This is a genomic window from Mediterraneibacter sp. 210702-DFI.3.120, assembly GCF_020561005.1.
Taxonomy (GTDB): domain Bacteria; phylum Bacillota; class Clostridia; order Lachnospirales; family Lachnospiraceae; genus Mediterraneibacter; species Mediterraneibacter faecis.
The window spans coordinates 60,725-86,981 of sequence record NZ_JAJCNG010000016.1 but is presented as its reverse complement, the minus strand read 5'-3'; the positions used below and the strand labels follow the sequence as shown (position 1 = coordinate 86,981).

The following is a 26,257-nucleotide window of genomic DNA, read 5'->3' as shown; positions in this document are numbered from 1 at the left end:
GGAAAATTGTCTTGAATGTTTTTACTTTTGCCATTTTTATTGTCTCCTTTTTCTTGTATGAGATAACATGATTTTTAATGTTTCCTAACAACGCGCATTGTTCATTTCTTTCTATGCAAACGTTTGTTGTTTGCTATGATTAGGTTATATCACACAAAAAAGAGACGGTCAATAAAATAACCGTCTCCTGCAATTTGTTGCATAAATCAGATAAATAATGGCTTTTACTGCAATAAGTTTCCAACAAAATTCATTTTATCCGTGATACTCTCCATTATACTGGATCAATGTAATATCTTCTACATTCGTGATCTTCCGGATCTTCTCTGTGAAATTAAGCTCATTCTGGCGGCAGAACACTTCAACCGCCATCTCTGTCTTCTCTCCACGCATCGTCTTTGACTTTATGAAATATTTCATTTTTCCAAAGCTGCGGATAATTTCATCACCTGCCTCATCTCCCTGATAATGAATCACTGCGATATAGATCCTGCCCTTCTGCTGCTTATGATAGAACAGAAAGATCATCGCGATCATCACAACTGCCGCAATCAGAGCCAGCACATACATTCCTGCTCCGGTTGTGATTCCTGTAGTGATCGCCCAGAAAAGATAGAGCAGATCCATCGGATCTTTCACCGCTGTACGGAAACGAACGATAGACAACGCTCCGACCATACCAAGGGAAATCACGATATTCGTACTGATCGCCAGAGTAACCATGCAAGTGAGAAGTGTCATGCCGACCAACGTAACCGCAAAGCTCCGAGAGAAGATCACCCCTACATAAAACTTGCTGTAAACCATATAGATCACTGCTCCGAGAAGCAACGCCACGATCAGCGAAATTGCCATCTTCGATGCATTAAAGCTGTCAAACACGCCGGATTCCAGCACCGACTTCTTAATCATATCTTGTACACTCATAATCGTTTTCTCTCCTGTGTTTCATTCCAATATTCAAACCCATGTAAGTACTGTGACTTTTCATAACAGAGTATATATTTCGATACTGCTGTGAATTCCTGTGCATTTGGCGGAAGCAGATCACGCACGATCTGTGGAAGCATCTCTGTGAATTTCACTTCCATGACCAGCTTCCCCGGTTCCAGCACAGACAGTGTCGGAAGAGACGGATCAAAGATGTCATAACTTCCGACCGCCGCACGCACATCACTGTCAAATGTGATCCTGACTGTCCCCTCATCCATGATCCACGGTACACGGTCATAGTCAACGATCGTACGTGGACGCATGAGATTGCTGACACATTCCACATAAAATTCTCTACACAATGGATAGGGACTCTTTAATAAAAATTGATAATCCCCGTCAAGAATCCTGTAGAATTCTTCTTTTGTCAGCGGAGCGCTTTCTTTATAAATATAACTTCCGAATTTCTTCTTCCGCTCCAACTTAATCGAACGGTCACTACAATCATAAATACGGATTCGGTATTTTTTTCGCATCAGGACACCAGATTCCTTTTCCGCATAAGCGTTGTTGAAATAATCTTCAAAATAGAGACTGCGGATCATATAACCATTTCCCTTTGCATTTGGATCTTTTTTCAACAAATGCTTCATCCTCAGCTCCAGCAATTCTTTCTCACTGGTACTGATCAGATATTTCCACTCATTACGGAAGCGTTCTTTTGATAAATCATTCTTCATAAATATCTTCCTCAACATTTTGTCCGCCTGTAATGTAGAAGCATTTCATACCATAGTTTTTCCCATCATCGGTTACATAATAATCAAATGCATCCTGCGTCTTTCCAGATTCGTTTGTCGCACGGACACGGACGAAATACTGTCCGTCTGACGGAACTGTCGTCTCCGCTTCCGGAATCAGAAGACCGTCCTGACGGAATATAATCTCATTAAACTGATAGTCTTTCGCCACTTCAACCGTATACTTAATTGTCTCCGCATCAAAATCATAGGACGCATCCCAATTCAGCTTCAAGATATTCCCCTCGATCACCGGTACTCCAATATAAAATGGCATTGGTTTTTCCAGACTCTCCTTATAGAGCTCATAATTTTGTTCCACCTCGGAAGGGATTGCCGATGCAACTGTATCATATTGAGCTTCGGTCAGCGGTGCATTCATCTGGTCCGGCATCTGATACAAATACTTCTGCGTCACTGTACGATATTTCTCTATCATACTGCTGATCCGCTCTACGCTGAGATAGGATCTCAGATCCTGAATTGCCGCATCAAGTTCCTCACGAAACTCCTCGGACTGCAGACATCTCTGAAAAAGAACATTTCCCCAGTAATTACTGATTCCACATTCCCAGCTTCCCTGATCGGAACGATTTTGAATACTATATTCCGTTCTCATAAATGATCCATCATTGTCCCACGCAATCAAATACCAGGTATTTGAATTCTGTGGACTATATAAATATGTATTACGGTTCTGCGTATCTACATTCCCGGTCAGGATCTGATATGCCATCCAATACGTCAGATTTTCTCTGTCAAAATATTGATCCAGGATATTACCAATCGATTTTGAATTATCATTCAGATCCGTAAGCATCTGGATCAATTTCGTATGGTCAGAATCTCCCTTGATCTCCAGAAGCTTTTCAAATGCTGTCTGATCATAGGTCGGATCGTCTTCTTTTTTTATCACATCTTCATAACGGTAAAACTCAAATGAATTGATCTTATACAACTGCCCATTTGAATCCATTCCATGATTCTTCATTCCCGCCTTGTTGAGCTGCTCCACCTGCGTATACAGTCCATAATCCTGAAATTCCGTGTTGTTCCCTTCGGTGAGATCTCGCACATACAAATGTACGAACTGGGTTCTGAGAGACATCAACTGTGGGATTCCCTTCAAAAGATCATAAGACAGCTTATTGCGGAAACGCATTCCCTCTGTCTGGTGTTTATTCAGGTTGATCGTACGCTGTCCTCGCCAGGTTCCTTTATTCTTTTTCAGTTCTATCTTATAATTTTTCTGTGCATTACTGCTTGAAGTCTGCCCTCTGATCTGCACCGTCGCATTCGGCACACTTTCACCGTAACCAACCTCTCCACTCTGTGGACCAGACTCATCTCCAACCTGGAGGAGCGCCGCTGTCTGGTAACGGTCTACTCCCATTTTGTCATAATCATAAGCCGAATAACTGTTGATTTCCTTCCAGGTATGATTCGTACCCTCCGAAGAATTCCCTTGAGAAACCGTAAGATACATTGTCACAACACTCGTCTCGTCATCATTTTCATAGAGGCTGTCCTTATCTCGAAGATGAACGTCATTGATATCCTGTGTCTTGGCCTTTTCTATTGTTTCTTGTTGCTCTGTCTTTGTTTCTGAAGCATTCCCTGTTTTCCCCAAAGCTGTACATCCCGTCAGGCAACAGGACATTCCTAATAAAAGGGCACATCCCAGTGCAATTGATTTATAATTTTTCAAGCTCGTCTCCCCTTTCTATTTTCTCTTCCAGAAAACATCCTAACCGTGTGAAAAATCCTGTTTTATCTTCCGCCACGATTGGTTGTACACTCAAAATATAATACGGAAGTTTTTTAATAAAATATCCAAGCCGCAGCGTACAGATCAGAAAGAATACTGCACTTCCAAGTAAAAATCCAAAGCCATAGTATACTTGCGGGAAAAATAGAGATATACAGGTAAATCCTGTCGTACACGCCGCAAACATTCCTGTTGCATATAATGCTCCTTTATAATCTGTAAAATACAGCAGGATCAGCATCATTGTATTAGCAACCGCATAAAGTCCATAACCGACACACAGTGTCCTGAAATAGCCTTCCATAAGATCATTAAATCCAAGCGGAAGATAGGTCAGGAGAAGCTGTCCTACAGAAAGCGCCAATGCCGTTGTAAGAAGCTGCTTCAGTGCCGTATACTTCAGCTCCATATTCAAAACTTCTTTCATCTCGTTTCCTGCCTGTAAAATATCTTTAATTTCTCCTCTGTCATTAAACAGACTGTAGTAATTCCTGTATTTCGGATAGAAATTCACTTCCACCGACACAACGAAATTAACTGTCGTTATAAGAATCGTCAGATATGCGATCATTGCAGGGACATCGTGATACGGAGCACCATAGAATAACCCCTGTACATGTACATGGATCGGACTACACCACATAATAACCAAATGTGCAAAAAGTCCGATATTCGTAAACAAGCCTATAAAAGCAAGCGGAAGGAATTGATCCACCCAGCGCAGAAAGAAAAATGCACTGCTCTCACTCTGTGGAAAATAACGGTATAGCAGTGTCACGTCCCACAGAAGCATGATCCCATATCCGATCGTTACAGCAATCATCATTGCCTCTACATGTGGAATTCCGATCAAAACCAGTAGAACTCCAATCAAAAGCGACACTGTCACTGCCGACACAAACGATAGAAGTATCCCTTTATAATCCTTTATCGCGGTCAGATAACTCATCGCATTCCATGTGACGATCAGTTCTCCGAAAAACTCCAGACACAAAAACTGATCAATCAGATTGATTCCGGAAAACAAAAGAAAGATTCCGTACATGATTCCACCGACAACAAGCAGAATCGTTGTCGATCCCCAGAAGGAAGGGAGCACTGTTTCATGTCGTTCTTCATACAACATATCCGCAATATATCTCGTTACAACCATAGAAAAGAAGCTTGTCACAGTCAGCGAAGCGAGAAGTGTATAAGTAATCATACAGTTTAAAAGCTCCCGGTTATGCCTTGTCGCGCCGGTATGATCACAGATAAAGGTAATCCCAACCAGCAATACAATACCAAGCAACATCGGACCTGTACAGATAATTCCGGCATATCCATAGGCTTTCGCAGTCGATGCAATTCCACTTTTCTGGAATAATTTCTTTAACTCAAATCCGATTCCGGCCATCTGCTTCTTCCACCTCCCGATACATTTTCCGATACTTTTCAATCATTTCTTCTTTTCGATAATACGCCTTTACCCGTTTCTGTGCATTTGCGCCCATACGAAGTCTTCGCGTTCTGGAAGCACACATCTGATCCATTGCCTGCGCAAGTCCCTCACGATACATTGGCGGAACACAATATCCTACGGATCCATAACAGTCCTCCTCGTTCCCGTCCAGAAGTTCCCTGCAACAGCCCACATCCGTAGTCACACAAGGACGCCTTGCGGCAAATGATTCCAGGACAGACAACGGCTGTCCTTCTGATATACTCGTCAAAATTGTAAAATCCAGCTTTTCCATATAGGAGATAATATCCACACGGCCTGTAAAGATCACATTTTCCAAATGTAACTGATCGACCAGCGCATAGCATTCCTGAGCATACTCCTCATCATCAACGCCACCCATAATATGGAGCCGCACATGATCTCTTTTCGTACACAGCTCATAAAACGCATAAATCATTGTCTTGATATCCTTGATCGGCGCCAGACGCACAACTGCGCCAATATCAACCCATCCGTCTTCTTCTTTCAACGGAATAGAAGAGAGTCGTTCGTAATTGATTCCATTCTCAACTACACGACATTTTTCCTTGTCACATCCCATCTGAATCTGTGCAAGCATAGCATTGGTAAACAACGCTGAGACAGAAAAGGCTCTCGTATAAATAATATCCGACAACATATAAAAGAAGGCGATCCACTGCTTTTTAAATGCCGGCTGTACCCATTTTGCACGGATGATCTCTTCTTCACGCTCTCTTGTATAAATTCCATGCTCCGTCAAAAGCACTTTCTTCTTATAGACATATCCGCCGAGACACGCAAGAAGTCCTCCGTACCCCGTACAGATCGCGTGATAAACATCTGCCTTAGGCACTTCACTTCCCATCAGATAAAGAACCGGAAGCAGCATAGAGCGCATCGTGTGAAATGCATCCGCAAACGGAGTATATGGATAATCTTTTATACAGCACTCTGTCAATATATTCAAAAACTCTTCACTTTTCAAAAAGGACATCGGGTTCAGTTTCTGGTCATAATAGAGGTGAAACAAAACCTCCCAGTCCGGACGTTTGCACAGCATCAGCTCCTTTAAGCTGTTCTTTTCTTCCTTCGTAAAAGCATGAAGCATTTTCCCTGAATCCTTCAGCCTCAGAGCATCATCCAGGAAAACCTCATGGACCTCGACGACATTTTCAGGAAGTTCGTAGACAAATTTCCCTCGATCCTTCGCATTTGCTCCGATTACCCACAGAACAAACTCATGCTCTTTCATTTCATTGATATACTGATGCATCCATGTGGATACACCGCCAAACACATAGGGATAACATCCCTCTAATATAAGACAGATTCTCACAACTAACTCCTTATCTGCCGCATTTTACTGCTTCGTATTTTATTCTGTTTTCTCGATGGTTACAGTCGGCTCCTTTGCCTTGAGCAAATAGAGATTTCCGGTCAAATGCGTAAGTTTTCCTCCCGAAACATCTCCCGGTGTTCCTTCGTTGATCCGCACCATAAAATACACTTCATCATAAAAATTGTCGAGTTCCAGTCTGATCTCCTGATCTGTCACTGTCTTTGTAAATGTGACCGCTCCGTAGCGCTGGATCGCGCCGGACAGTTCCGAACCTGTAAGCTGTCTCAAGGACGGTGCTGAATCATCCAGCCAGTCCATATAATCACTTAAGTTCCCTTTCAATTTTTCCCAGCCAAGTGCCGCACCACGATCTTCGTCCAGAAGATCATCCGGATGTATAAAATGGCTGTTCACAAAATGCATGTTCAATTCAGACAATGCTGCCATCTTCATATAGCTATCAATGATCGCACCTGAAATGATACGAGGCTGTTCCACAATACCGTCCTCCGCCACTTCAAATTCCTGCACATAAGCAAACTCACCGGTGAAATAGTTACTGGCGATCGTCCTGATCTGCGGAAAATCCTCTGCAAGCATTCTCCTACCTTCTGCCGACAATACATTGGACGGTGGTACATAAACCGACATCGATGTGCTTGGAAATATTTTATCGCCAAATCGTACCAGTTCCTTTACAGCCTTTTTCATTGCCGACTGATTTTTCCAGGTGTCATATGGAAGCACATCGCCATAGTCCGTATTTGGGAGGCTTAACGGCTGATGATTGTATCCATGATATCCAAGCTCCCCGCCCTGATGGAGCAACATATTTCCAAAATATTCGAAGCGTTTGGTATCTTTCTGCTTCTCGATCGTCCCGTCTGTCGCATCCCCATAGTTCTCAATCATCACACCTGTATAACGGATACCATGATCAGAGGCAAGTTCCAGCATGTCCGGCCACCATACGTTCATATAAAAATTGCTGATGCTCATCTCATAATCACGTTTCACATAAGTACCGTCTCCATTTGGAACCGGTGACGGGAAGTCATCCAGATAAAATGCTGATCCATTGATCACCGGATAGATACCGACATCCGTAAGAAGACTGTAAGACGCTGCATAAAATCCACGGACTGCCTTCTCATACAATCCAAAATTATCTACTACAAACTTTCCTTTTCCATATTGATTTTCCCAGATAACCGGCTGACCGTTTTCATCCTCTACCTGCGCATGAACCTTCGCCTGCTCACTCAACTGCACTGACCAGGCAGAATCATATGGATCTGTGATTTCATAAGCCTGCCCGCCGCCAAGCATAAAATCCGGTTCAAAATAAATACTGTCTACAACCGTATTTTCATAACCTGAAGAAATAATTCCAAGCTTCTGCTCTATTATCGACGTATATGCCGTTTTCTGAAGAGTCATCGCAAAGAGCGCATTTCCACCTTCCGAAACCCAGTCACACAGTTCCAAAAGTTTCTCTTTCAATGGACTGATATCACTTAATAATACAACCACTGTTTCATACTCATCATAGTCAGGGATCACAGAATCACTCTGCAGATCGACTACATCCGTCCCAACCTTCATATCTTTAAATATTTGCTGAAACTGTGTCCAGGCCTGTTCACTTGCTTCATCCGCACTGTTGCGAATGACCAGACAGGTCTTCGTAAGCGACTTCACAGCCGTCTGTTCGGTGACTACTTCTTCTCGATCGAGATACGCAACTTTTCTATTCTTTTCTGTATATTGAATACCACTTCGTTCAGCAAAAAGAACAACTGCCATCATCATAAAGACGCACAGGATTACTAACATGCTTTTAAACGGAAATGTTTTCAATGATTTTAATCTAACCAAAAATCCAATGCCTCCTTACTCTTGGAAGACAGATAAATATGTTCCTCCTGCATCTGTCTTAAACACTTCTGTAACTCAGATGCCATTTTACGTTCCGCCAGATACTGTATCTTCAGAGTCCAGAATTCTTCTCTGTGATGCCATTTCTGATCCATAAGTTCCAGAATTTCTCCCGCCTGAACATAATCTCCGTTTTTCATCAGATTTTTAAACAGGCACACACATGTATGGAGCGTTGCTTTTATCTTCAGCTTTTGATTCAAAAGCCGGATATAACGAACCCGCTGTTCTTTCTCCATCTGTGCTTCCAGAATCCCCTGATTCAGATATTCTTCCATAAAATTACAATACTGATCCAGAACTTCGGGATCATTCGGAGATGCCGCATACAGTTTTTCCAGTTTCTGCAACCGGAAGTCATACTCCTTAGAGAGCTCAACCATAGCTGTGATCGCATAATGAACCACCTCTACATCTTCGTTCATACGAGCCTGTTTCAGAATGTCCATGTATTCTTCCGGATCGTCGTTTAGCACATCCATGATCAGCTCACGTCGTATCCCCGGCTTATTGATCAGAAGTGCTTCCTCCAGCGGAACAATCTTCTCATCCATATCCGAAGCTGCCTGAAAAATATTTTTATAAATCTCTTCATTCACACGAAGCTTTTCCACTCCCGGCTCTATTCTATTGTCTCTTTTCGTCAGCCTCTGTAAATGCAAAAGCAGCACACATATCGTCCCCCAGAAAGGAACAAAGACTACAAGTCCGATCAGATATTTTTTCACTTTCAGAAACTGTGTCTTTATCCCCATCCAGACCAATACACAACAAACAATATGTAATAGGATCAGAAGTATCCCAAGCACTGTTTGAATCATAATATCTCTCCCACAAATATGCCGGTCACAATCTGTTGCGACCGGCAATAATTCTTCGCTTCTCTTTCTTTTCTCACTTAATCTGCACTCTCGATAACATCGATTTCATGACATATAAATCCGCCCTTCTCCAGTCTTGCAAGAATGATCGGCAATACTTTCCTGTCCGTCTGCGAAAGAATGAGAAACAGCTCTTCTTTTTCAGAAATTCCCCAGACATCATTTTCACGGACAGACTTCTGCAGCACTGCATCCGCCTCCGCAAGTGACATCTGCGGATAATCCAGTTTTAGAAGCGTATAGGATGCCAGCTGTTCTTCTCTCATAGCGTGAAATGAATACAATCTCTCTTCAAAATACTCTGGTTTCAATGTACTTGTACCTGCCACATACTGCCTGCTCTTAACCGCTTCCTGGTATTCCAGCGCACGCAAAAGAGCGGTCTCCACCAGACCACTGAGAACCTGGAACAAATTCAGATAATAAAGAGAAAGCTGCTCGCCCTTTACATCCTGAATAAAAATCAGCATCACGAGCTCTCCGTCTTTTTGAATTCCTTTCATACACATTGGATATCCTTCCAGGAACTCCCGGTTTACCCATACATTTCCGGCTTCTACTGCCTCATTTGCCTCCAGATAATCCTTCATACAAATAGAATTAGCAAACACATCTTTCATTCCTTGTGATGCGATCGTAAGTCGTCCGAACTGCTTTTTCTTTCCCACTGAATAGATTGCAATCGTATGATTCTCAAGAACAGATTCCATCACATGAAGCGTTTCGATAAAAAGATCCTGCGGAAGAAAGACATCAAGTTTTTTCGTAATGTCAAAAATCTTACCAAAACTGTCTCGACTTCCCAGAATCTGCTTCTTGTACTGACGCTTATCCCGAAGCGTCTCCTGATACATTTCCCGCGCAAATAAAAATTTATCTAAAATAAGTTTATTTTCCGCTTTCATAAACCGAACATTCTCAGTGTTCTTCAATCGTACATATCCACAGATTGCACTGACAGCGAAATAAAAGATAAATGGAATCCAGTTCGACGGTTCGTAAAAAAGTGTTGTCCATCCGATTCCCGTCTTTGCATATGCCGCCAACAGCGAAAGGGATTCCAGTCCTGCTGATGCGAGTCCATAATTAATACCGTATAAACTGCTGAACAGCACGATATATACCAGCCGCAGATCGATCATCTCAAACTGCACCTGATTCCCTGCCACTCGGTTCAGTACCTCGAACACAAAAAATGTGAGCAACAGCTCGATGATTCTTACAACTGTCGCATGACTGTTGAGAAAGCTCTTCAAAGCATCTATCTTTCGGATCTTATAATTTGTCTTCTGACAATACTGTGCATATATTTCCGAGAGATCTTCCAACAGAGAAATCTTCGGAAACCAGCCATATTCATTCCTCAATATCTTGTCAGTGACTGTTCTCTCCTGAATCATCGCATCTGCAAGATATGTAATGTGTGCGAATGGAAATATCTGCTTAAGCTTTTCTCCGAGCTGTTCAAAGGTAAAATGAAACACTTGCGGAATCTGAAGATAAGTACTCTCCTCATTCCAGTTATCAAAAATCTTATATAACAGGTCCGCAAGATCACTCAGAGCAAGAAAATACATTTCCTGAGATGGTGCTTCTTCAAAGAGGATCGACTTTTGATTGAGTGCTTTAGAAAATAATTGAAAGAAATAATCCTCCTCGTAAGTGCCGGAATAAAGATACGGCGCACGCAGAATCTTAACAGAAATCTGATGCAGTTCGCAATACTGTCTGCAGAACTCCTCTACAGTACGAACCATCAATGTCTTTCCGGTCGTTTCTTCATACAAACCCTCCGGACCGGTAATATACAGCAATCGTGAATTCGTATTTCCTTTATAATAATGTAATACTTTACGTAAAGTCTCAAGCTCACCGTCTTTCTTCCCATGAAAGGTGAGATAATTAGAAAAATAAATCACACCCTCAAATTCATAAGTCTTAAAGATATCTTCAAATTCCTTCTCTGCGTGTGGCATTGGATGTACCGATATTCCCTTGCGACGATCTGACTTTAATGCAGTCTCTCCAAGCAAAAGAATCTGACACTCCGGGAAGGCTTCCTTAATAAATTCAGTTGTGATATATCCGATGTTTCCAGTTACTAATAATTTCATAAGATGATAGCCTCATATTATTCATTTCCTTTAGTATAACATTTTTCCTTTCAGATTAGAATAGACTAATCTTATACAAATTATAGCTGATTAAGCGCCATTCTATAACAAAATTCACTATGGTAAAACATTGAAGTCACACCGCACCGTCACCCTGTTCTTTCCATCCAGCGTACAGGTGAACAAGCTCAGCGCCCACTCTCCGCTTGTCATATCTTCCACGCTTTGTGGAGTCAGTGCCTCTACCGCCGCCACTTTGTATTCGAACCGGTTTCCGGCTGCATCTGTGAAGAGCACCTCGTCACCGTTCTCAAGTTCTTTCAACTTTCCGAAATGTGTTCTGTAATTATGTGCCGCAATCACGAGATTATCCAGATAAGCACTGCCCGAATAGCGGCAAGGTGCTTTCTTCAGAAGCGGATAGCTCCATTTGCTCAATACCGGAAGCTTCAGATCAATCTCTGGTATCTCAAGCACTCCGATGCACGCTGCGCCATCCAGCTCTTCCAACATGACCTCCGGCATCTCCATCTCCGGGTTCAACTGATAATCCGGTATCTGTCCGTCAGATTCTTCTGCCTGCTCTCCCTCATCAGAAATATTCTGGTTTTTGTCTCTATATTCTTCCAACAGCTTCTCTTTGCTTTGCTCTGCCCGATAATCATCCCAGAGATTGTATACAGAAAGAGCAAGGGCTGCTGCGAAAAGCAGCAACCCTGTGATTGTAAATATCTTTCCTATCCAATTCTTTTTCTTCTTGCTCATCTATTCTTCTCTTCTTTTCTATCCCGTAAAACTCTTCCCACCAGCAGACAGATCGCACCTGCAAACAAAAGTACAAGTACCGGCCACCAAAGCTGTCCTGTCTGTGGGAGCTTGTCTGATGTCTTGTCTGTCGTTTTATTTGTTGTCTTATCTGTCGGCTTCTTCGATGGTGGATTCACTTCTCCATCCGACTTTCCCGGTTTCTTTGCTGTATTTGTCAAGACAACTGTATTCCCTTCACGCGTAACAGCAACGGTATACCCCTTCGGCACCTCTGCCTCAGACACGCTCCAGCGCATCAGCGTGGAAAGATTCTTCCATGTATAGGACCACTGGTTTTCTTTCGTAAGTGTCTGGCGGTCAGCGACTGTTGTATTCCCTTCCACATCTGTCTGCAGCAGCTCTACCACGATAGAATCCGGGCGTTCTTTCTCCTGATCCTGCTTCCACACTTTCAATACATGAATCTTCGTCTCTTCTTCCTCTTCTGGATTCCCCGGCTCCTCCGGCTTTCCCGGTTTGTCGTTCTTCTCGAACTTCAGAACCGCTGTCACCTGATAAGGATCTGTCCCTTCTGAAGTTTCCTTTGAATCCTCCGGCAATGCGATCAATGCTGTCTGCGGTTCATAGATCTGTGTCTTACCGTCTTCCTGCAGCTCTGTTGTCTGTCCCAGCACAAGATAAAGTCCCCGATTAAGCTCTGTAAAACATACTTTCCTGTCCGAACCTGATACAAGCACTGCGTCTGCTGTGATTCCATCACGTCTGATATAGTCCGCCAGTGCATCCGCTGCACCCTGCCAGCCCTCCTGGCTCTTCTGCTCCAGTGAGACCGGATACTTCTGGAATTGTTCCGTCAATGTAAAACTGCCTGACTCCTCATACTCTGCCACACGGTACAGAGACAATTCCATCCCCTCAACCGGGCAGACAATCGAGATGCTTCCCTTCTGTGTACTCTCTTCTTCCGCTGCCAGAACCGGACTGCCCTTTGAGATTCCGAGTATCCCGGTCAGCGCAATGAGAAATGTCAACACATATATCATATAATTCCTGTCTCTGTGGCGGATTCTTTTCTTTGGACTTCGCATGTTCTCCCTCCCACTGATTGATTTATTTCTTATTCTTTTTCTTCGAACGACTAGCGGACCAATCCGCTACAAGGAAACTGATGATTAAAAGAGGAATGGCAATACATACTGCAACCAGTATACTACTTACCTTCGCCGCATCTGATGTAACTCTCACATCACTTCCTGCACGATTCTCGATCCTGTGCCCACGTACCAACAAACGATGCGTATTAATACCATAAGGCGTACAAGTAAATAAAGTACACAGATCCTGTCCTTCCTCAATCTGAAGAAGTCCATAATCCTCAGGCTCTACAATCGCAATCTGATCTACTTCATATGTCAGTACCTGATCATATACATGAAGCGTGAAAATGTCTCCCTTCTTCAATCGGTCCAGCTTCGTAAAAAGCTGTGCACTCGGAAGTCCTCTGTGCCCGGATAAAACACAATGCGTTCCACTTCCGCCTACCGGTAAACTGGATCCTTCCAGATGTCCTATCCCAACCTGCAAGACTGACTCCTCTACCGTATGATAAATAGCAAGCTCACATCGAATCTCCGGAATCTCAATATATCCCATCATTCCCGTACTATCTGCATTCAATAAACTTTTGTAAGTATTCAGTTCTTCTTCCGTCGGTGTAAAACGCCCGGCATTCGATAAAAGGGCTTCATTATATGCCTTCGCCGCATCAATCGCATCCTGCTTTTTCTGCTTGTCCATCTTCTCCATCGCATCCGAATAATTCGCAACCGCTTTCGTCTGATGTAATGAATTCCAATAATTACTCACTGTTGGATACAACAGTAAGGACAGGTCTGTAACAAAAACAATCACGGTAATAATCGTTGATATCTGTTTTTTCATCTTGCTCTTACAACCCTCTCCTTACTGTTGTAAAGGGAATGCTTCCCATTCCCCTTACAACAAATTTAATCCTGTTACTGTTCACACTACGTGCGATTAGTAACTGTTCTTTCTTTATTTAGAGTCTGTTCTCTTCTTTGCAATCATTACAACACCAGAAATGAGTACTAAGAAAGCACCTGCGATGTAGAATACAGTTGTACCAATACCACCTGTGGATGGGAGGAGGGAACCGGATTTGTTTTCTACGTTAACCTGAATAATACCGTCCGTAGATGTTGGTGCTTCATCATCAATTTTAGAAATGCTTCCATACTCACTCAATTCTATTTTAATTCTCTTAACCAACTTGTTGTATCCTTTTGGTGCAGCTGTCTCTTCTAACCAATATGTTCCTGGTTTAAGGCCCTGAATACTAAATTTTCCTGTATTTGTAGTCTCTACTTCTGTTATACCACTTTCTGTACCTAAAGCTCTACGATAATCCTCTGTTTCATTTTTTTTGATTAATTTAATAGCCTGTTCACCTGTTTCAGACTCATACAACGCAAATTTTGCTTTTGCAAGAGCTGTTTTTTCAGCTCCTGTATATTTGAATACAGGGATCTGAAATGTATAAGTTTCCGTCTTAGATGACGTACTTTCTTTAATCCCCTCACCATATCCTATCTTAGTTGTATTTGTATTTGCAGTTCCATCTTCTTTCATCCCTATAAATGCTTTACCATTCAGTGTTGCAGAATAGGTAACATAAATTTTATCACCCGCTTTCAAACTACTACAGAATGCCTCAGTAAATTTTATGTCAAAGGTACATTCATCTGTAGTAGGATTTGTAGGATTATTCATAACACTTGGATTTAATTTGATTGTATAGTTATCTGTTGAAATTTCAGTTCCATTTTCACTATTTAATCTTATTTGAATATCCTTGCTAAAGGTAAGTCCTTCACTCATTGTATCATGCAAAACATAATTTTGAGCACCTGCCTGTGCAGTGATTACAGTCTTGAAGTATACTTTATCTCCAATGTTGGCAAAGTTACTATCAGAATATTCACCGTCGCTTTTACTACTAACCTTTTTCTCTACTGTAGGCTCACCATTCTTTTCTTCAATTGTCACTGTAGGATTTGTTGTATCAAGTCCACAAAGTGTACCAAGACTTGAATCTACCAGGTAGTAACCGAGATCAAGCTCACTAAATTCCACTGTAGTTGCATTAGCCTTTTTTTCTTCTGTCGCAGTGATATGATTATCTGTATCTTTAGCATAAGCTAATGCTTTCTGTGCTAATTCTGCTGCTTCCTTTTCTAATCTGACCTTTTTTCCGCCTTCAGTTTCTCCAGCTTTACTTTTATCTGTCCAAGTTATATAACCATTTTCATTAATAGTTGCATAGTCGTGACCTGGCTTTCCGTCTGCAAAAAATGTTTTCCATGCTTCACTTGCCGGTTTATAAGAATATAATCCGTTCCCTGGATCATAACTCTCTAAGTCTAACATCTTATAAATAGTATATGTCTGACCGTTGACCGCTTTATCAATTGTAATCTTTACTTTTGTACCAGATTGTGCTCCTTCTTCCGCATGTGCCACGCTCACATTAGCGCCCATTGAGATTACCATTACGAGAGCAAACATAATGGCTGCAATCTTCTTAATAACCTTCATTTTTCTTCTTCCTTGTTTTTCTGTCACCCCCCCCGATTTTTTCAGGTCAGGGAAACACACTCTCTTTTGTTATTTTTTTGTATATCTTAACAGCATACGCAGGCTTGCTAAGAGCATTAATATCGTTCCTGCTAATCTGTAAAGAAGAGTTCCACAACTACCGGTTGTCGGCAGCATTTTTGTATGGCTTTGGTTTGTCACCGTTACTGTATCACCACACTTAGCAGCATTATTAGCAGCATTATTAGAATATGTTACTATATACTGCTGTTTGTTTATTGTTGCTTCTTGTGAAGCTTTAATCGGTCGTTTGTTGTCATCCAACTCGAATACATAATATGTTGTATTTAGCTCTTGATTCTTAAATTTTGCTGTCTTCCCTCCCGCATCACCCGGACTATATTCAATAGAAACTATTTCCAGTGGATCACCCTCTCCATTAGCATTGTTATAAAGACCAAACCTATAGGTTCCACTTACTGGATTGTGAGAATTTCCGGCTGCGTCATTGATAAAGTCTTTTTTAACAATAATTCCTTGTTGAGCATTATAAACATCCAGATTAAATGACTGTAAATCATATGCAACCTTATATTGATTTGGGTTATTCTTCTCTTCACAATAAGTTATATACTGTTTTACTACGTCTGAATAATCTCTGGAATCTTCTTTTTTAACACGCATAATGTAATGTGGTGTCTCATCAAGAATATATCCCTCTACCGTTTTCGTCTCTTTCACTTCATAGATCGTATTGTAATTCAGTTTTGTAGCTTCTACGGTATAAACCCCAGCTGCATTTGTCGTTCCGCTTGTAACTTCGCTGTCTGATTTGCGTTGAATCTTATTTTTCACTAATTCACATTCATAAATGCTAAATTTGACACCTTGCAATTTATTAATCAGATCATCCGGATCTGTCTTTTTAATTGTTAAGACAGGATGTTCTGTACTTTCGGTGCTACCACCTGCATTCAACGTATAAGAATAATTGTTAATTGTATTGGTTGCTCCTCCACCAGAAGAATATGATTTCCAATAAACTTCATTCGTAACATTTACTTTCTTATCCGTATCAGGTGCAACATCTACTGTTGCTGAATAAGTAATTTCAACCGGTGTTTTATCTGGGATTTCAATTTCAATGATCTTAGTCTTCAGATTATATTTTGGATTAATTGGTACACTAGTGTTATCTTTCAGATTTCTGGCGTGAAAAGAATCACCAACCAAGCTTAAATTGTCACCCAGCTTATCAACTATAGTTAATTTTTCTCCATCATCTGTTAATAATTGCTGACCACGTGCATTTGCAGTAATAGTGTAAGTCAGACGCTGGCTTGTACTTGCTGCTGACATTGTATAATTACTTTCATTCGTCAGGTTATTCTTTTTCGTCAGATTGTTGTCACTTAACGTTGCATTCGCCGTGGCTGTGGATATATCCTTTGTTCCGTCTGCATTTTGTAGCGTAACTTTATTGGTAAACGTTTTTTCTTCGCCACCAAGTAAAACATTTTTATCCGTTACTCTGCAGACAACCTGTACATCGACGGAGTAATCATCAACAATTTTTCCTGCTTTGAATTCTCCAAGTTCAATCAATGCCTGTTTTCCATTTTTATTCACATAATAAATGGTTTCCTGATTTTCTTGACCGCGGTCAGTGGTAGTAGAATTGCTTTTTCTTTCCCACTCTCCACCAAGTCCTGTAATGTCTTTTGATACAATATCCTGTGCGTTATCTCCAGGCCATTTAATACGGATATACGCAAGTTCCATACCATCCGGAATTTCTTCCAGAACACGATAAGTTCCTTGCAGTTCACCGGTATAATTCACTTTAAATGCCCATGCTGCATATACACCGCTTGTCAGCAGATTTTTGCAAATTCTGTTTATATCACCTTTATCTTTTCCAGGCTCAATAACTTTAACAGTGCCATCCGTACCATCAGTACGATCATATTCAAAAGTCTGCCCCAGCTCTTTTAGGATATCCCCACCGTTGTAAAGACTTTGTTCCGCAGAGCCCATTTCTCTTTGATCATTTTCACTTTTCCCCGAATCAATGATAAATAATCTATTCTCATATCTTTTCGGTTCACGGTATTCCTCTGGTAAATCCAACGGTTCTGTTCTGACAATAATATACAGATTTTGATTTTCTCCAAGTTCAATATCCTTCTTTGCCTTAATGAACATATCATTAAATCTACCATTATGCTCACCATTATCAAATCCATCTCTGTTGCCGTTATAAGATAGTTCAAATAACTCATTTATTTCTTTCTTACTAGCTGTATTGGCTTGTTGAAATTCCACAAAGTTTTTATATCTTGTTTCTATTCCTTCTAAATCACCTTGATAGACTCCGACTATTGATTCTCCATTATTATGTATAAAAGACACTTTATCCCAAGATACTGCATCCTTTATTTGAGTACCTTTTTTTATCACAGATCCTTTCACTTCAATAATCCAATATAGCTGACCATTCTGCCATGTTGTTGCATTCTCTTCCGGCTTTTCATAATACCATGCCTTCTTTTGTGCATTTAAATTATAATGACCGGTAATCGTCACTGTCTGTGAAGATTTTACAGCGTCCCCAAAAGCAAACTCTTGTCCGTTTCTTCTTGCTTTATCTAATTTAAATGTATTTGTTACATTCTCTTTACTGATTGTGCCCAAATTTTTTGGGGTTGCATAATACTCGAATTTATACCAGTATAAATTTTCTGTCCAACCAATCTGAGACGGTTTTAAAGAAAACGATGATTTTTCATCAATATCAAGCCACTTTGTTCTAACAGGTTCTTCTTTTCCTTCTTCATATGCCGTAATCTTCACATAACCAACATATTGCATGTAATCCGGACTTAATGTATCTGTCATAGTAGTATCCGTCAGATCCCATTGACCAAGTGTCTTGTTGACAATAACTGTATATTTCCAGCTTCCTGCCGGGACAGTAACAGATTCTGAAGTTCCAGAAGACTCTGATGATATTTTGGAAATACCTTCACTTGTATATTGGTACTTCTCTTGATCAGAAGGTATCGAAATATCCACGCTTTCGCTTGTAGGTTCGTTGTCCTTCGTCTTCTGCACCCATTGATAATCGTTTAAAGTGACTGTACGCCCTGTATTTCCTATGTAACCATCTGATTTACACGCATTGCTGCAAGATGCAAGATATTTATTTTTTATCTCTACACTGTTTGCTTTCATTACTGCATATACTTCGGGTTGCACTTTTAATTTATAAGTCACTGAATATGTTTCTCCGGGATTAACATTAATAGGACTTCCCTTTTTCCCCATTATCTTAAAACGCACCGGGTTTCCACCTGTCTCAAAATCCCAATCTTTTTTGTAATTTTCATCATTTCCTTTTGCCCAATATATATCCATATTCTCAGTAATATTTTCATTTTTAGAATTAATTACTTGAAAAGATTCTGGAATATAAGAAATATATGGATGCATATCACCATGAGTTGTATACCCTGAATAATTCAGATAATCCCAAAAAACAAAATTTTTAAGTGGATAATTACTTGCCTCATTTAAACTAAATCTTAATGTATATTCAATGATATAATTTCCTTCCGCATCTTTTGTTGGTGTTGCAGCCTCTTTTTGCATTGTATAATCAATATGCGGTTGAAAGACATTTTCTGAATCACCTTTTGTATAAATCTTATCACTTACACCTTTTGTATATAATTGTGCTTTGTTTCTAATGTTTTGATTATTCTCTACATTTATGATTCCCGCAGTATCTTTTAACTTAACAAAATAAGTCAGTGTCCGGATTTCTCTCGCCTTCATCTCTGCAATATTCCATACAAAGCTTCCCGGTTCTGTAACAGCTGTAGTATCTGTGATTGATTCCGGAATCTTTTGTCCCGAATTTGCTTCATTTGTTAAATAAATCGTTCCTGGTGCCGGACTGCTCTCACTGCTTGTAATCGTTTCATATGGATTTTGATGATTCTCTGCAGAATTAAGGGTTTGTGTAGTTTTTCCAATACCAACATAATTTACCAGATTTTTATTCTCTGTAAACTGATCAACTACATATAGATTCTTGATTCCATCTTCACCTGCAGTAACAGTAACTGTATATTTAATATAATCACCGCCTTCTTTACTGCACTGCTTGGTTACTGCAACCGTTCCATAGTGTTCATTATAATCCGTGCCTAAATTGATTGTGATATCACCGTTTGGTGTTGTGACAGTTGTCTTTCCATTTCCCTCTGTTACTGAGTTTAATTTGAGTTCAGCAGCTGCGAAGAAATTTCCACCAATTGTTGAATTCGCATTCAATCCGTTTAAATATTCATCATTATATGCAACAACTACTTTTCCATTTGTATCCACAGTGATTGTTCCGATCACTTTACTATCTTCTGTCATATTTTTTGTAGTTGTCTCTTTAATTTGAAATTCTTTAGGAAGATTATAAACAAATTTTCCATTATGCTCTCTTAAAGTTGCTACCGGAATAGATTTAAATACAACTTTGATATTCATGCTCAAATCATCTGGAGTATCGATTGTTTGTCCTTTATCAACTTCTACTTCTTTGCCGTCCTTTTTATATGTGAATGTAACTGATGTGATTTGATCAGTATGGTCATTCAGCACATACTCCCCTGTCTCACCAGGTGTTTCTGTTGTTCCCGTTCCACTTGACGTCTCTGGTTCCGCCGGTACTATGGATTCCTCTGGTATTACAGATTCTTCTGGAGTATTTTTCCCCTCTTCGTTTCCATTCGCATCATTCCCAGAAGTGTCTGGCACAGTTCCTGCATCTTCCCCCGAATTGGACGAGTCATTATTACTTATCGACGTACACTCCGCCGTATGGACATGTTCTTCTTTCCCACAGATCAGTTCCTGACTCTCTGAATAACACTCCGCGCTATGCGTATGCTCTTCAATATTACATTTCTTACTTTCCAGTGTGATAGCCGGCAGAATCAGTGCATAAACTGTCCAAAAAACTACAACACAAGAAAGACAGAGCAATACCTTTCTCCATCTTTTCGTTCTGGTTTTATCTTTTATTAAGTTTTTGAAATACTCTGTTCTCCAATTTCTCTGCATTACTCAGCCTTCTTCCGGTTTCGTATCTGCTGTCTTATTCCTTTTCCGTCCTTCCCTTCGATACCATCTTTTATTTTTGTTTCCAAGTTTTTTATTGTATACTTCCAAATTCTTTCAATGGCCAGATTCGAAATACAATCTTTCCTTCAATCTGGTCTTTCGAAACATCACCTATCGCAGCACTTCTTGAATCTACGGATACGTCTCGGTTATCTCCCATAAGAAACCAACGTGATTCCTCTACCTGATGTGGAAGATCTACATCACAATTTCCCAGTGCTTTCACATCTAAATAGTCTTCTGTCAGTTCTTTTCCGTCAACCGTCACATTTCCGTCCATATCAATATCAACCCACTGTCCCGGACCTGCGATCACACGCTTCACAAGAAGTTTATTTCCTTGCCAGAATGCAACTACCTCTCCGGTTTTTAACTGATTGGTCTTCACCGATACTACAATCTGCCCGGCTTCCAATGTCGGTGACATGGAAGAACCGTAGATCTGCAGAACCGGCATCCACAGGGTTGCCACAAGAACAGAAATTGCCGCAACTACAAGCAGCACTGCGATCGTACCGCGGAGTGTTCTTTGATATACCGCCCGGTGTCTCAGCCTCTTCTGTTCGTTCTCAATTTCTTCTATTGTAGGGATATCAACTGAAAGTTTTTCCTTCTTCTTCACTACTCTAATCTCGCATGTTCTTCTTGGCCTGCTTTATCAGATGTGCCAATTCTTTTTCCTTTGCTTTTATTGATTTAAGATAGGTATCCGCAGCTTCCTGTGCCGCCTGGAATACGCCACTTAGCTCCACTGCCGCATCTGCGATCGTTCCTGCCTTCTCCATCGTGATCTCTCTGTCCTGAAGCTTTGCCTCTGCCTCATCCAGCCTGGTCTGAAGCTCTATCTCCCGCTTCTTCATCTCATAGATTAGATCGATCAATTCGCTTCTTCTTAGATGCTTCAAATCGTTCTTCATATTTACATCCTCGACTCCTTTGTCCTGATTTACGATTCTTATAGTAAAACGGTTCGTTCAAAACCAAGACATATGTCATTTTATACTAAATAAATTATAGTATGCACACCTGATCTTGTCAATTAATTTTGTTCATTTTTTATACATTCTTTTTACATAATTTGTTCTTTTTTTTCACAAAATATACCTTTTCTTTTTTTATTTCAAAAGCAGCTTATATCCTTTGTGTTATTTCACTTTTTTCTTTTCCTTATTTTCTATTTTTTGTCATTTTTCAACAATATACCGAATAGCTCTGTTTGCTTGCACTTTTTGTCACTTGATTAGTGCGAAACGTTTCGCTTTCAAGCCAAGAAAAAGCCGCCGGAGACAGTTTTTAAGATTCTCTCAAAGTTCTGTCTCCGGCGGCTCATCATCAACCGTAATTAATCATTAAAATTCAGCGATCACTGTCTCGCCCTGTACTGCGTCCATACCTGTGTGCAGCTTCATATCCGGATAATCATCTCCGTTTGTAACAACGAGAATACATGTTTTCTCATATCCGTGTGCTTTGATCTTCTCCGGATCAAATGAAAGCAGCTTGTCTCCTGCGTTTACCTTATCTCCTTCTTTTACGAAGTACTCGAATCCGTCACCTTCCATATTCACAGTGTCGATTCCTTCATGGATCAAAATCTCTACTCCGTTCGCAAGTGTAAGTCCAACTGCATGTCTGGAACCTTCCATCAGCACAGATACTGTTGCATCACATGGTGCCACGATCACATTCTCTTCCGGCTCGATTGCAAGTCCATCACCTAATGCTTTAGATGAGAACACCTCGTCTTTTACTTCCTCGATTGGTACTACTTTTCCTGACAGATAAGCCTTTACAACGAATGGCTTATTCTCTTCTGCAGGAGCCTGTTTTTTCTTGAAAAATGAAAACATACCTACTTCTCGCCTCTTTCTTTTAAACATTGTCCATTGGTTTCAATTACGTTCTTATACCAGTCAAATGATTTCTTCTTTGTACGTCTCAGCGTGCCTTTTCCATTATCATCTTTGTCAACATAGATAAAGCCATAACGCTTTTTCATTTCACCGGTTGAAGCACTAACTAAATCAATGCATCCCCATGAAGTATAACCCATAATTTCCACACCGTCAATCTCTACGGCGTCCATCATAGCTAAAATGTGTGCTTTCAAATATTCTATACGATAATCATCTTCTACATAGCCGTTCTCATCCGGCTGGTCTACCGCGCCAAGTCCATTTTCTACGATGAAGAGCGGCTTCTGATATCTGTCATACAATGCATTCATTGTAATACGAAGTCCCAACGGATCAATCTGCCATCCCCATTCACTTGCTTTCAGATATGGATTTTTTACCGTAGCAAATACATTTCCATCTGTTGTATCAACGCTTGCATCCGCACTTGCGCATCTGGAAGAGTAGTAAGAAAACGAAACAAAATCAACTGTATTTTCTTTCAGGAGCTTTTCATCTTCTTCTGTAATATCGAGCTGGATTCCTTCTCTTTCGAAAAATTTCTTTGCATAAGCCGGATACTCACCTCTTGCCTGTACATCGATGAAGAAGTAGTTTTCGCGATCTTTTTCCATCGCTTTCCATACATCTTCCGGCGCACAGGAGTACGGATACGTCTGTCCTGCTGCCAGCATGCATCCGACTTTATTTTCCGGATCGATCTCATGAGCGATCCTTGTTGCCTCAGCGGAAGCTACCAGCTCATGATGCGCCGCAAGGTATTTCGCCTGTGTCTCATTTTCTCCTTCTTTAAAGACAAGTCCTGCCCCCATAAATGGGATGTGAAGAATCATGTTGATTTCATTAAATGTCAGCCAGTATTTTACAAGTCCTTTATAGCGTGTAAAAAGTACGGTTACGAGTTTCTTATAGAACTCGATCAGTTTTCGGTTCTTCCAGCCTCCGTACTCTTTCGTCAGATGAATCGGGCAATCAAAGTGTGTGATCGTAACAAGCGGCTCAATTCCGTATTTGTGGCATTCTTTAAATACATTTTCATAGAATTGAAGTCCTGCTTCGTTTGGTTCTGCGTCATCACCGTTTGGAAAGATTCTTGACCAGGCAATCGACAGACGGAAGGTCTTGAATCCCATTTCACCAAGAAGTGCGATATCTTCTTTGTAATGATGATAGAAGTCGATTCCTTCCATTGCCGGATAGATATGTTCTGTATCCGGCTCTAGTGTCTCTCCATGTCCAAGCATTACCTTGAATCGGTCTTTTCCTGCCGGACATATATCGACATTTGCCAGTCCTCTTCCATCTACGTTATATGCACCCTCACACTGATTTGCTGCTGTTGCGCCGCCCCACAAAAAATTTTCCGGTAAACTCATTTTTTCTTCCTCCTGTTGAATTTCTCTGATTTTTCTGATTTATTTTCCCATATATTTTTCTATATATAGATGCACCATTCCTTCTACACCAAACGGTTCAATTGGCAGATAATGACTGATTGCATCTCTCATCTGTGTGCCAAGTGTATTTGTTACCTCAATTGCCAGCCGGGGGAATATAGGGGATAGGTAAAAAACTTACACCCTTTATTTTACCTCTTCCTAAGTTCAAAAAGTGTCTATATCAAAACCTTTTATCGTTTCTTGATATAGACACTCTTTTTTAACAATCATCCTGTCAACTAATTGATATTTTCACCGTTGGTTGAAATAACTTCTTTATACCACTCGAAAGAATCTTTCTTTCTTCTGGACAAGTCTCCTGTTCCATCGTTATGTTTATCCACATAGATGAATCCATATCTCTTATCCATCTCACCGCTTCCTGCACTGACAAGGTCGATGCATCCCCATGGTGTATAACCCATCAGATCTACACCATCTTCCTCTACCGCCTTTTTCATTTCTGAAATGTGGTGCTGCAGATATTCTACACGGTATGGATCGTGGATGCTTCCATCCTCTTCTAAAGTATCATATGCTCCAAATCCATTTTCTACAATAAACAATGGTACTTTGTAGCGATCTGTAAACCAGTTCAATGAATAGCGCAGTCCAATCGGATCAATCTGCCATCCCCATTCACTTGCCTTTACATACTGGTTCTTTATACGATCCTTTTCTCCACGGTAATCATATTCCGGATTGTCCGGTTCTGCTTTTGTACAGAAAGACATATAATAACTGAAACCGATATAATCGACACAGCCCTGTTTTAACACTGCAAGATCTTCTTCTGTTACGTCAATCTTAAGGTCTTTTCTTTCCCAGTATTTCAAAATATTTACAGGGTATTCTCCTTTTACATGCACATCTGTATAATAATATCTTTTCTGCATGGCTTTTTCAGCCTGCAGTATATCTTCTGGACGGCAGGTAGCCGGATAGATCGGGCACATTGCGATCATGCAGCCAATCTGAAATTCCGGATTGATCTTATGTCCTGCTTTTATCGCTTCGGCACTGGCAACCAGTTCGTAGTGAGATGCCTGATACATCAATTCTTCTACATTTTCTTCTGGTTTAACTACAATCCCGGAATTAGCGTAAAGCATGAATCCGTCACCGATATCTGCCTGGTTGTTAATCTCATTAAATGTCATCCAGTATTTTACTTTGTCTTTGTATCGCTCAAAGCATGTTACTGCAAATTTCACGAAGAAATCAATCAGTTTTCTGTTTCTCCATCCACCGTACTCTTGTACGAGATGCAGAGGCATCTCAAAATGACTCAGTGTGATCACTGGTTCGATCCCATATTTCAGACATTCATCAAACATGTCATCATAGAATTTTAATCCGGCTTCATTCGGCTGTTCTTCATCACCATTTGGGAAGATACGTGTCCATGCAATACTTGTACGGAAACACTTGAATCCCATTTCCGCAAATAAGCGGATATCTTCTTTATAGTAATCATAAAAATCGATTGCTTCATGATTCGGATAATTCTCGCCTTTTAGTATTTCACCTGTTATTCTTCTTCTTGTATTTACATCTCCGCTGGTTACAACGTCCATAATGCTCAAGCCTTTTCCATCTCGATCATAGGCACCTTCCAGCTGATGAGCAGCAACTGCGCCACCCCAGAGAAAATCTTTTCGAAATCCCATTGTTATTTCCTTCCTGTTGTCTTAATTGCTTTGTATAATAGTGTTGGGGGCTTTTGCCCCCAACTTTTCTGTTTCTATATTCAATTACATCTTGATGATTATTTCTCATCAATTCTCTTATACAGTGCAATGAATTCATCTGCGAGAATACGGAAACTCTCTGCACTCATAAGCTGATCTTCTGCATGCATCAGAAGCATGTATCCATTAGAAATCTCTCCATTTGCATCCATTGTCAGAAGGTCTGCATGAGCGTTATGCCCAAGTGAAAAGGCTTCATCTCCTTGTTTGATCAGCTCTGCTGCCTCATCGTATTTTCCCTCTTTCGCACAATGGATTGCATTGATAAAATGTGTTCTTGCTGTACCTACATATGTAATAATCTGAAAACATGCCAATTCAAATTTTTCGTCCATTTCTGTCTCCTGTC

19 protein-coding genes are annotated in these 26,257 nt (G+C 40.7%); all 19 read right to left on the bottom strand.

The genetic code is table 11. The features are described from left to right. Positions 1 to 255: 255 nt before the first annotated feature. The 19 genes from LI162_RS09960 to LI162_RS09870 all read right to left on the bottom strand — a co-directional run bounded on the left by LI162_RS09960 (position 256) and on the right by LI162_RS09870 (position 26,243). Complete coding sequence (locus LI162_RS09960; protein WP_227156443.1) at positions 256 to 927, bottom strand: DUF4956 domain-containing protein; 672 nt, start codon at positions 925 to 927, stop codon at positions 256 to 258. After that, positions 924 to 1,673: a polyphosphate polymerase domain-containing protein gene (locus LI162_RS09955; RefSeq protein ID WP_227156441.1), complete on the bottom strand. Its 750-nt coding sequence runs from the start codon at positions 1,671 to 1,673 to the stop codon at positions 924 to 926. The genes LI162_RS09960 and LI162_RS09955 overlap by 4 nt, the downstream gene beginning before the upstream one ends. Beyond that, positions 1,663 to 3,441: a CotH kinase family protein gene (locus LI162_RS09950; RefSeq protein ID WP_227156439.1), complete on the bottom strand. Its 1,779-nt coding sequence runs from the start codon at positions 3,439 to 3,441 to the stop codon at positions 1,663 to 1,665. Before LI162_RS09950 ends, LI162_RS09955 begins: the two co-directional genes overlap by 11 nt. Continuing rightward, positions 3,428 to 4,897 (bottom strand): exopolysaccharide Pel transporter PelG, encoded by a 1,470-nt coding sequence (gene pelG / locus LI162_RS09945; RefSeq protein ID WP_226866442.1) that lies wholly within the window; start codon positions 4,895 to 4,897, stop codon positions 3,428 to 3,430. Before pelG ends, LI162_RS09950 begins: the two co-directional genes overlap by 14 nt. Then, positions 4,878 to 6,302 carry a GT4 family glycosyltransferase PelF gene (pelF, locus tag LI162_RS09940; protein ID WP_055158274.1) on the bottom strand — a complete coding sequence of 475 codons (1,425 nt, stop codon included), beginning with the start codon at positions 6,300 to 6,302 and terminating at the stop codon, positions 4,878 to 4,880. Before pelF ends, pelG begins: the two co-directional genes overlap by 20 nt. A 39-nt stretch (positions 6,303 to 6,341) precedes the next feature. Continuing rightward, positions 6,342 to 8,183, bottom strand: a complete 1,842-nt coding sequence (locus LI162_RS09935) for a DUF2194 domain-containing protein (RefSeq protein WP_226875915.1) — start codon at positions 8,181 to 8,183, stop codon at positions 6,342 to 6,344. Then, the gene (locus LI162_RS09930; RefSeq protein WP_227156437.1) at positions 8,171 to 9,064 is read right to left on the bottom strand and encodes a hypothetical protein; all 894 of its coding nucleotides are present in this window, start codon (positions 9,062 to 9,064) and stop codon (positions 8,171 to 8,173) included. The genes LI162_RS09935 and LI162_RS09930 overlap by 13 nt, the downstream gene beginning before the upstream one ends. Positions 9,065 to 9,141: 77 nt before the next feature. Further along, positions 9,142 to 11,238: an NAD(P)-dependent oxidoreductase gene (locus tag LI162_RS09925; RefSeq protein WP_227156435.1), complete on the bottom strand. Its 2,097-nt coding sequence runs from the start codon at positions 11,236 to 11,238 to the stop codon at positions 9,142 to 9,144. Positions 11,239 to 11,355: 117 nt separating this feature from the next. Beyond that, a complete protein-coding gene (locus LI162_RS09920; protein WP_055158280.1) occupies positions 11,356 to 12,003 on the bottom strand; it encodes a sortase in 648 nt (215 codons plus the stop codon). Further along, complete coding sequence (locus LI162_RS09915; protein ID WP_227156433.1) at positions 12,000 to 13,094, bottom strand: Cna B-type domain-containing protein; 1,095 nt, start codon at positions 13,092 to 13,094, stop codon at positions 12,000 to 12,002. Before LI162_RS09915 ends, LI162_RS09920 begins: the two co-directional genes overlap by 4 nt. A 22-nt stretch (positions 13,095 to 13,116) precedes the next feature. After that, positions 13,117 to 13,947 carry a class C sortase gene (locus LI162_RS09910; RefSeq protein WP_227156432.1) on the bottom strand — a complete coding sequence of 277 codons (831 nt, stop codon included), beginning with the start codon at positions 13,945 to 13,947 and terminating at the stop codon, positions 13,117 to 13,119. Positions 13,948 to 14,061: 114 nt separating this feature from the next. After that, entirely contained in the window at positions 14,062 to 15,621 is a 1,560-nt protein-coding gene (locus LI162_RS09905) for a SpaH/EbpB family LPXTG-anchored major pilin (protein ID WP_227156430.1), read from the bottom strand. Between the two features lie 69 nt (positions 15,622 to 15,690). After that, positions 15,691 to 20,742, bottom strand: a complete 5,052-nt coding sequence (locus LI162_RS09900) for a SpaA isopeptide-forming pilin-related protein (protein ID WP_227156428.1) — start codon at positions 20,740 to 20,742, stop codon at positions 15,691 to 15,693. A gap of 91 nt (positions 20,743 to 20,833) precedes the next feature. After that, a complete protein-coding gene (gene lepB, locus LI162_RS09895) occupies positions 20,834 to 21,424 on the bottom strand; it encodes a signal peptidase I (protein ID WP_227156427.1) in 591 nt (196 codons plus the stop codon). A gap of 4 nt (positions 21,425 to 21,428) precedes the next feature. After that, entirely contained in the window at positions 21,429 to 21,719 is a 291-nt protein-coding gene (locus LI162_RS09890) for a DNA repair protein (protein ID WP_198425511.1), read from the bottom strand. Between the two features lie 432 nt (positions 21,720 to 22,151). Beyond that, positions 22,152 to 22,652 (bottom strand): PTS sugar transporter subunit IIA, encoded by a 501-nt coding sequence (locus LI162_RS09885; protein WP_020436435.1) that lies wholly within the window; start codon positions 22,650 to 22,652, stop codon positions 22,152 to 22,154. Positions 22,653 to 22,654: 2 nt separating this feature from the next. Next, positions 22,655 to 24,094 carry a 6-phospho-beta-glucosidase gene (locus tag LI162_RS09880; protein ID WP_227156425.1) on the bottom strand — a complete coding sequence of 480 codons (1,440 nt, stop codon included), beginning with the start codon at positions 24,092 to 24,094 and terminating at the stop codon, positions 22,655 to 22,657. Between the two features lie 302 nt (positions 24,095 to 24,396). Further along, on the bottom strand, positions 24,397 to 25,827 hold the full coding sequence (locus tag LI162_RS09875) for a 6-phospho-beta-glucosidase (protein ID WP_117916618.1): 1,431 nt from the start codon (positions 25,825 to 25,827) through the stop codon (positions 24,397 to 24,399). A gap of 98 nt (positions 25,828 to 25,925) precedes the next feature. Then, entirely contained in the window at positions 25,926 to 26,243 is a 318-nt protein-coding gene (locus tag LI162_RS09870; protein WP_020436744.1) for a PTS lactose/cellobiose transporter subunit IIA, read from the bottom strand. Between the last annotated feature and the right edge of the window lie 14 nt (positions 26,244 to 26,257).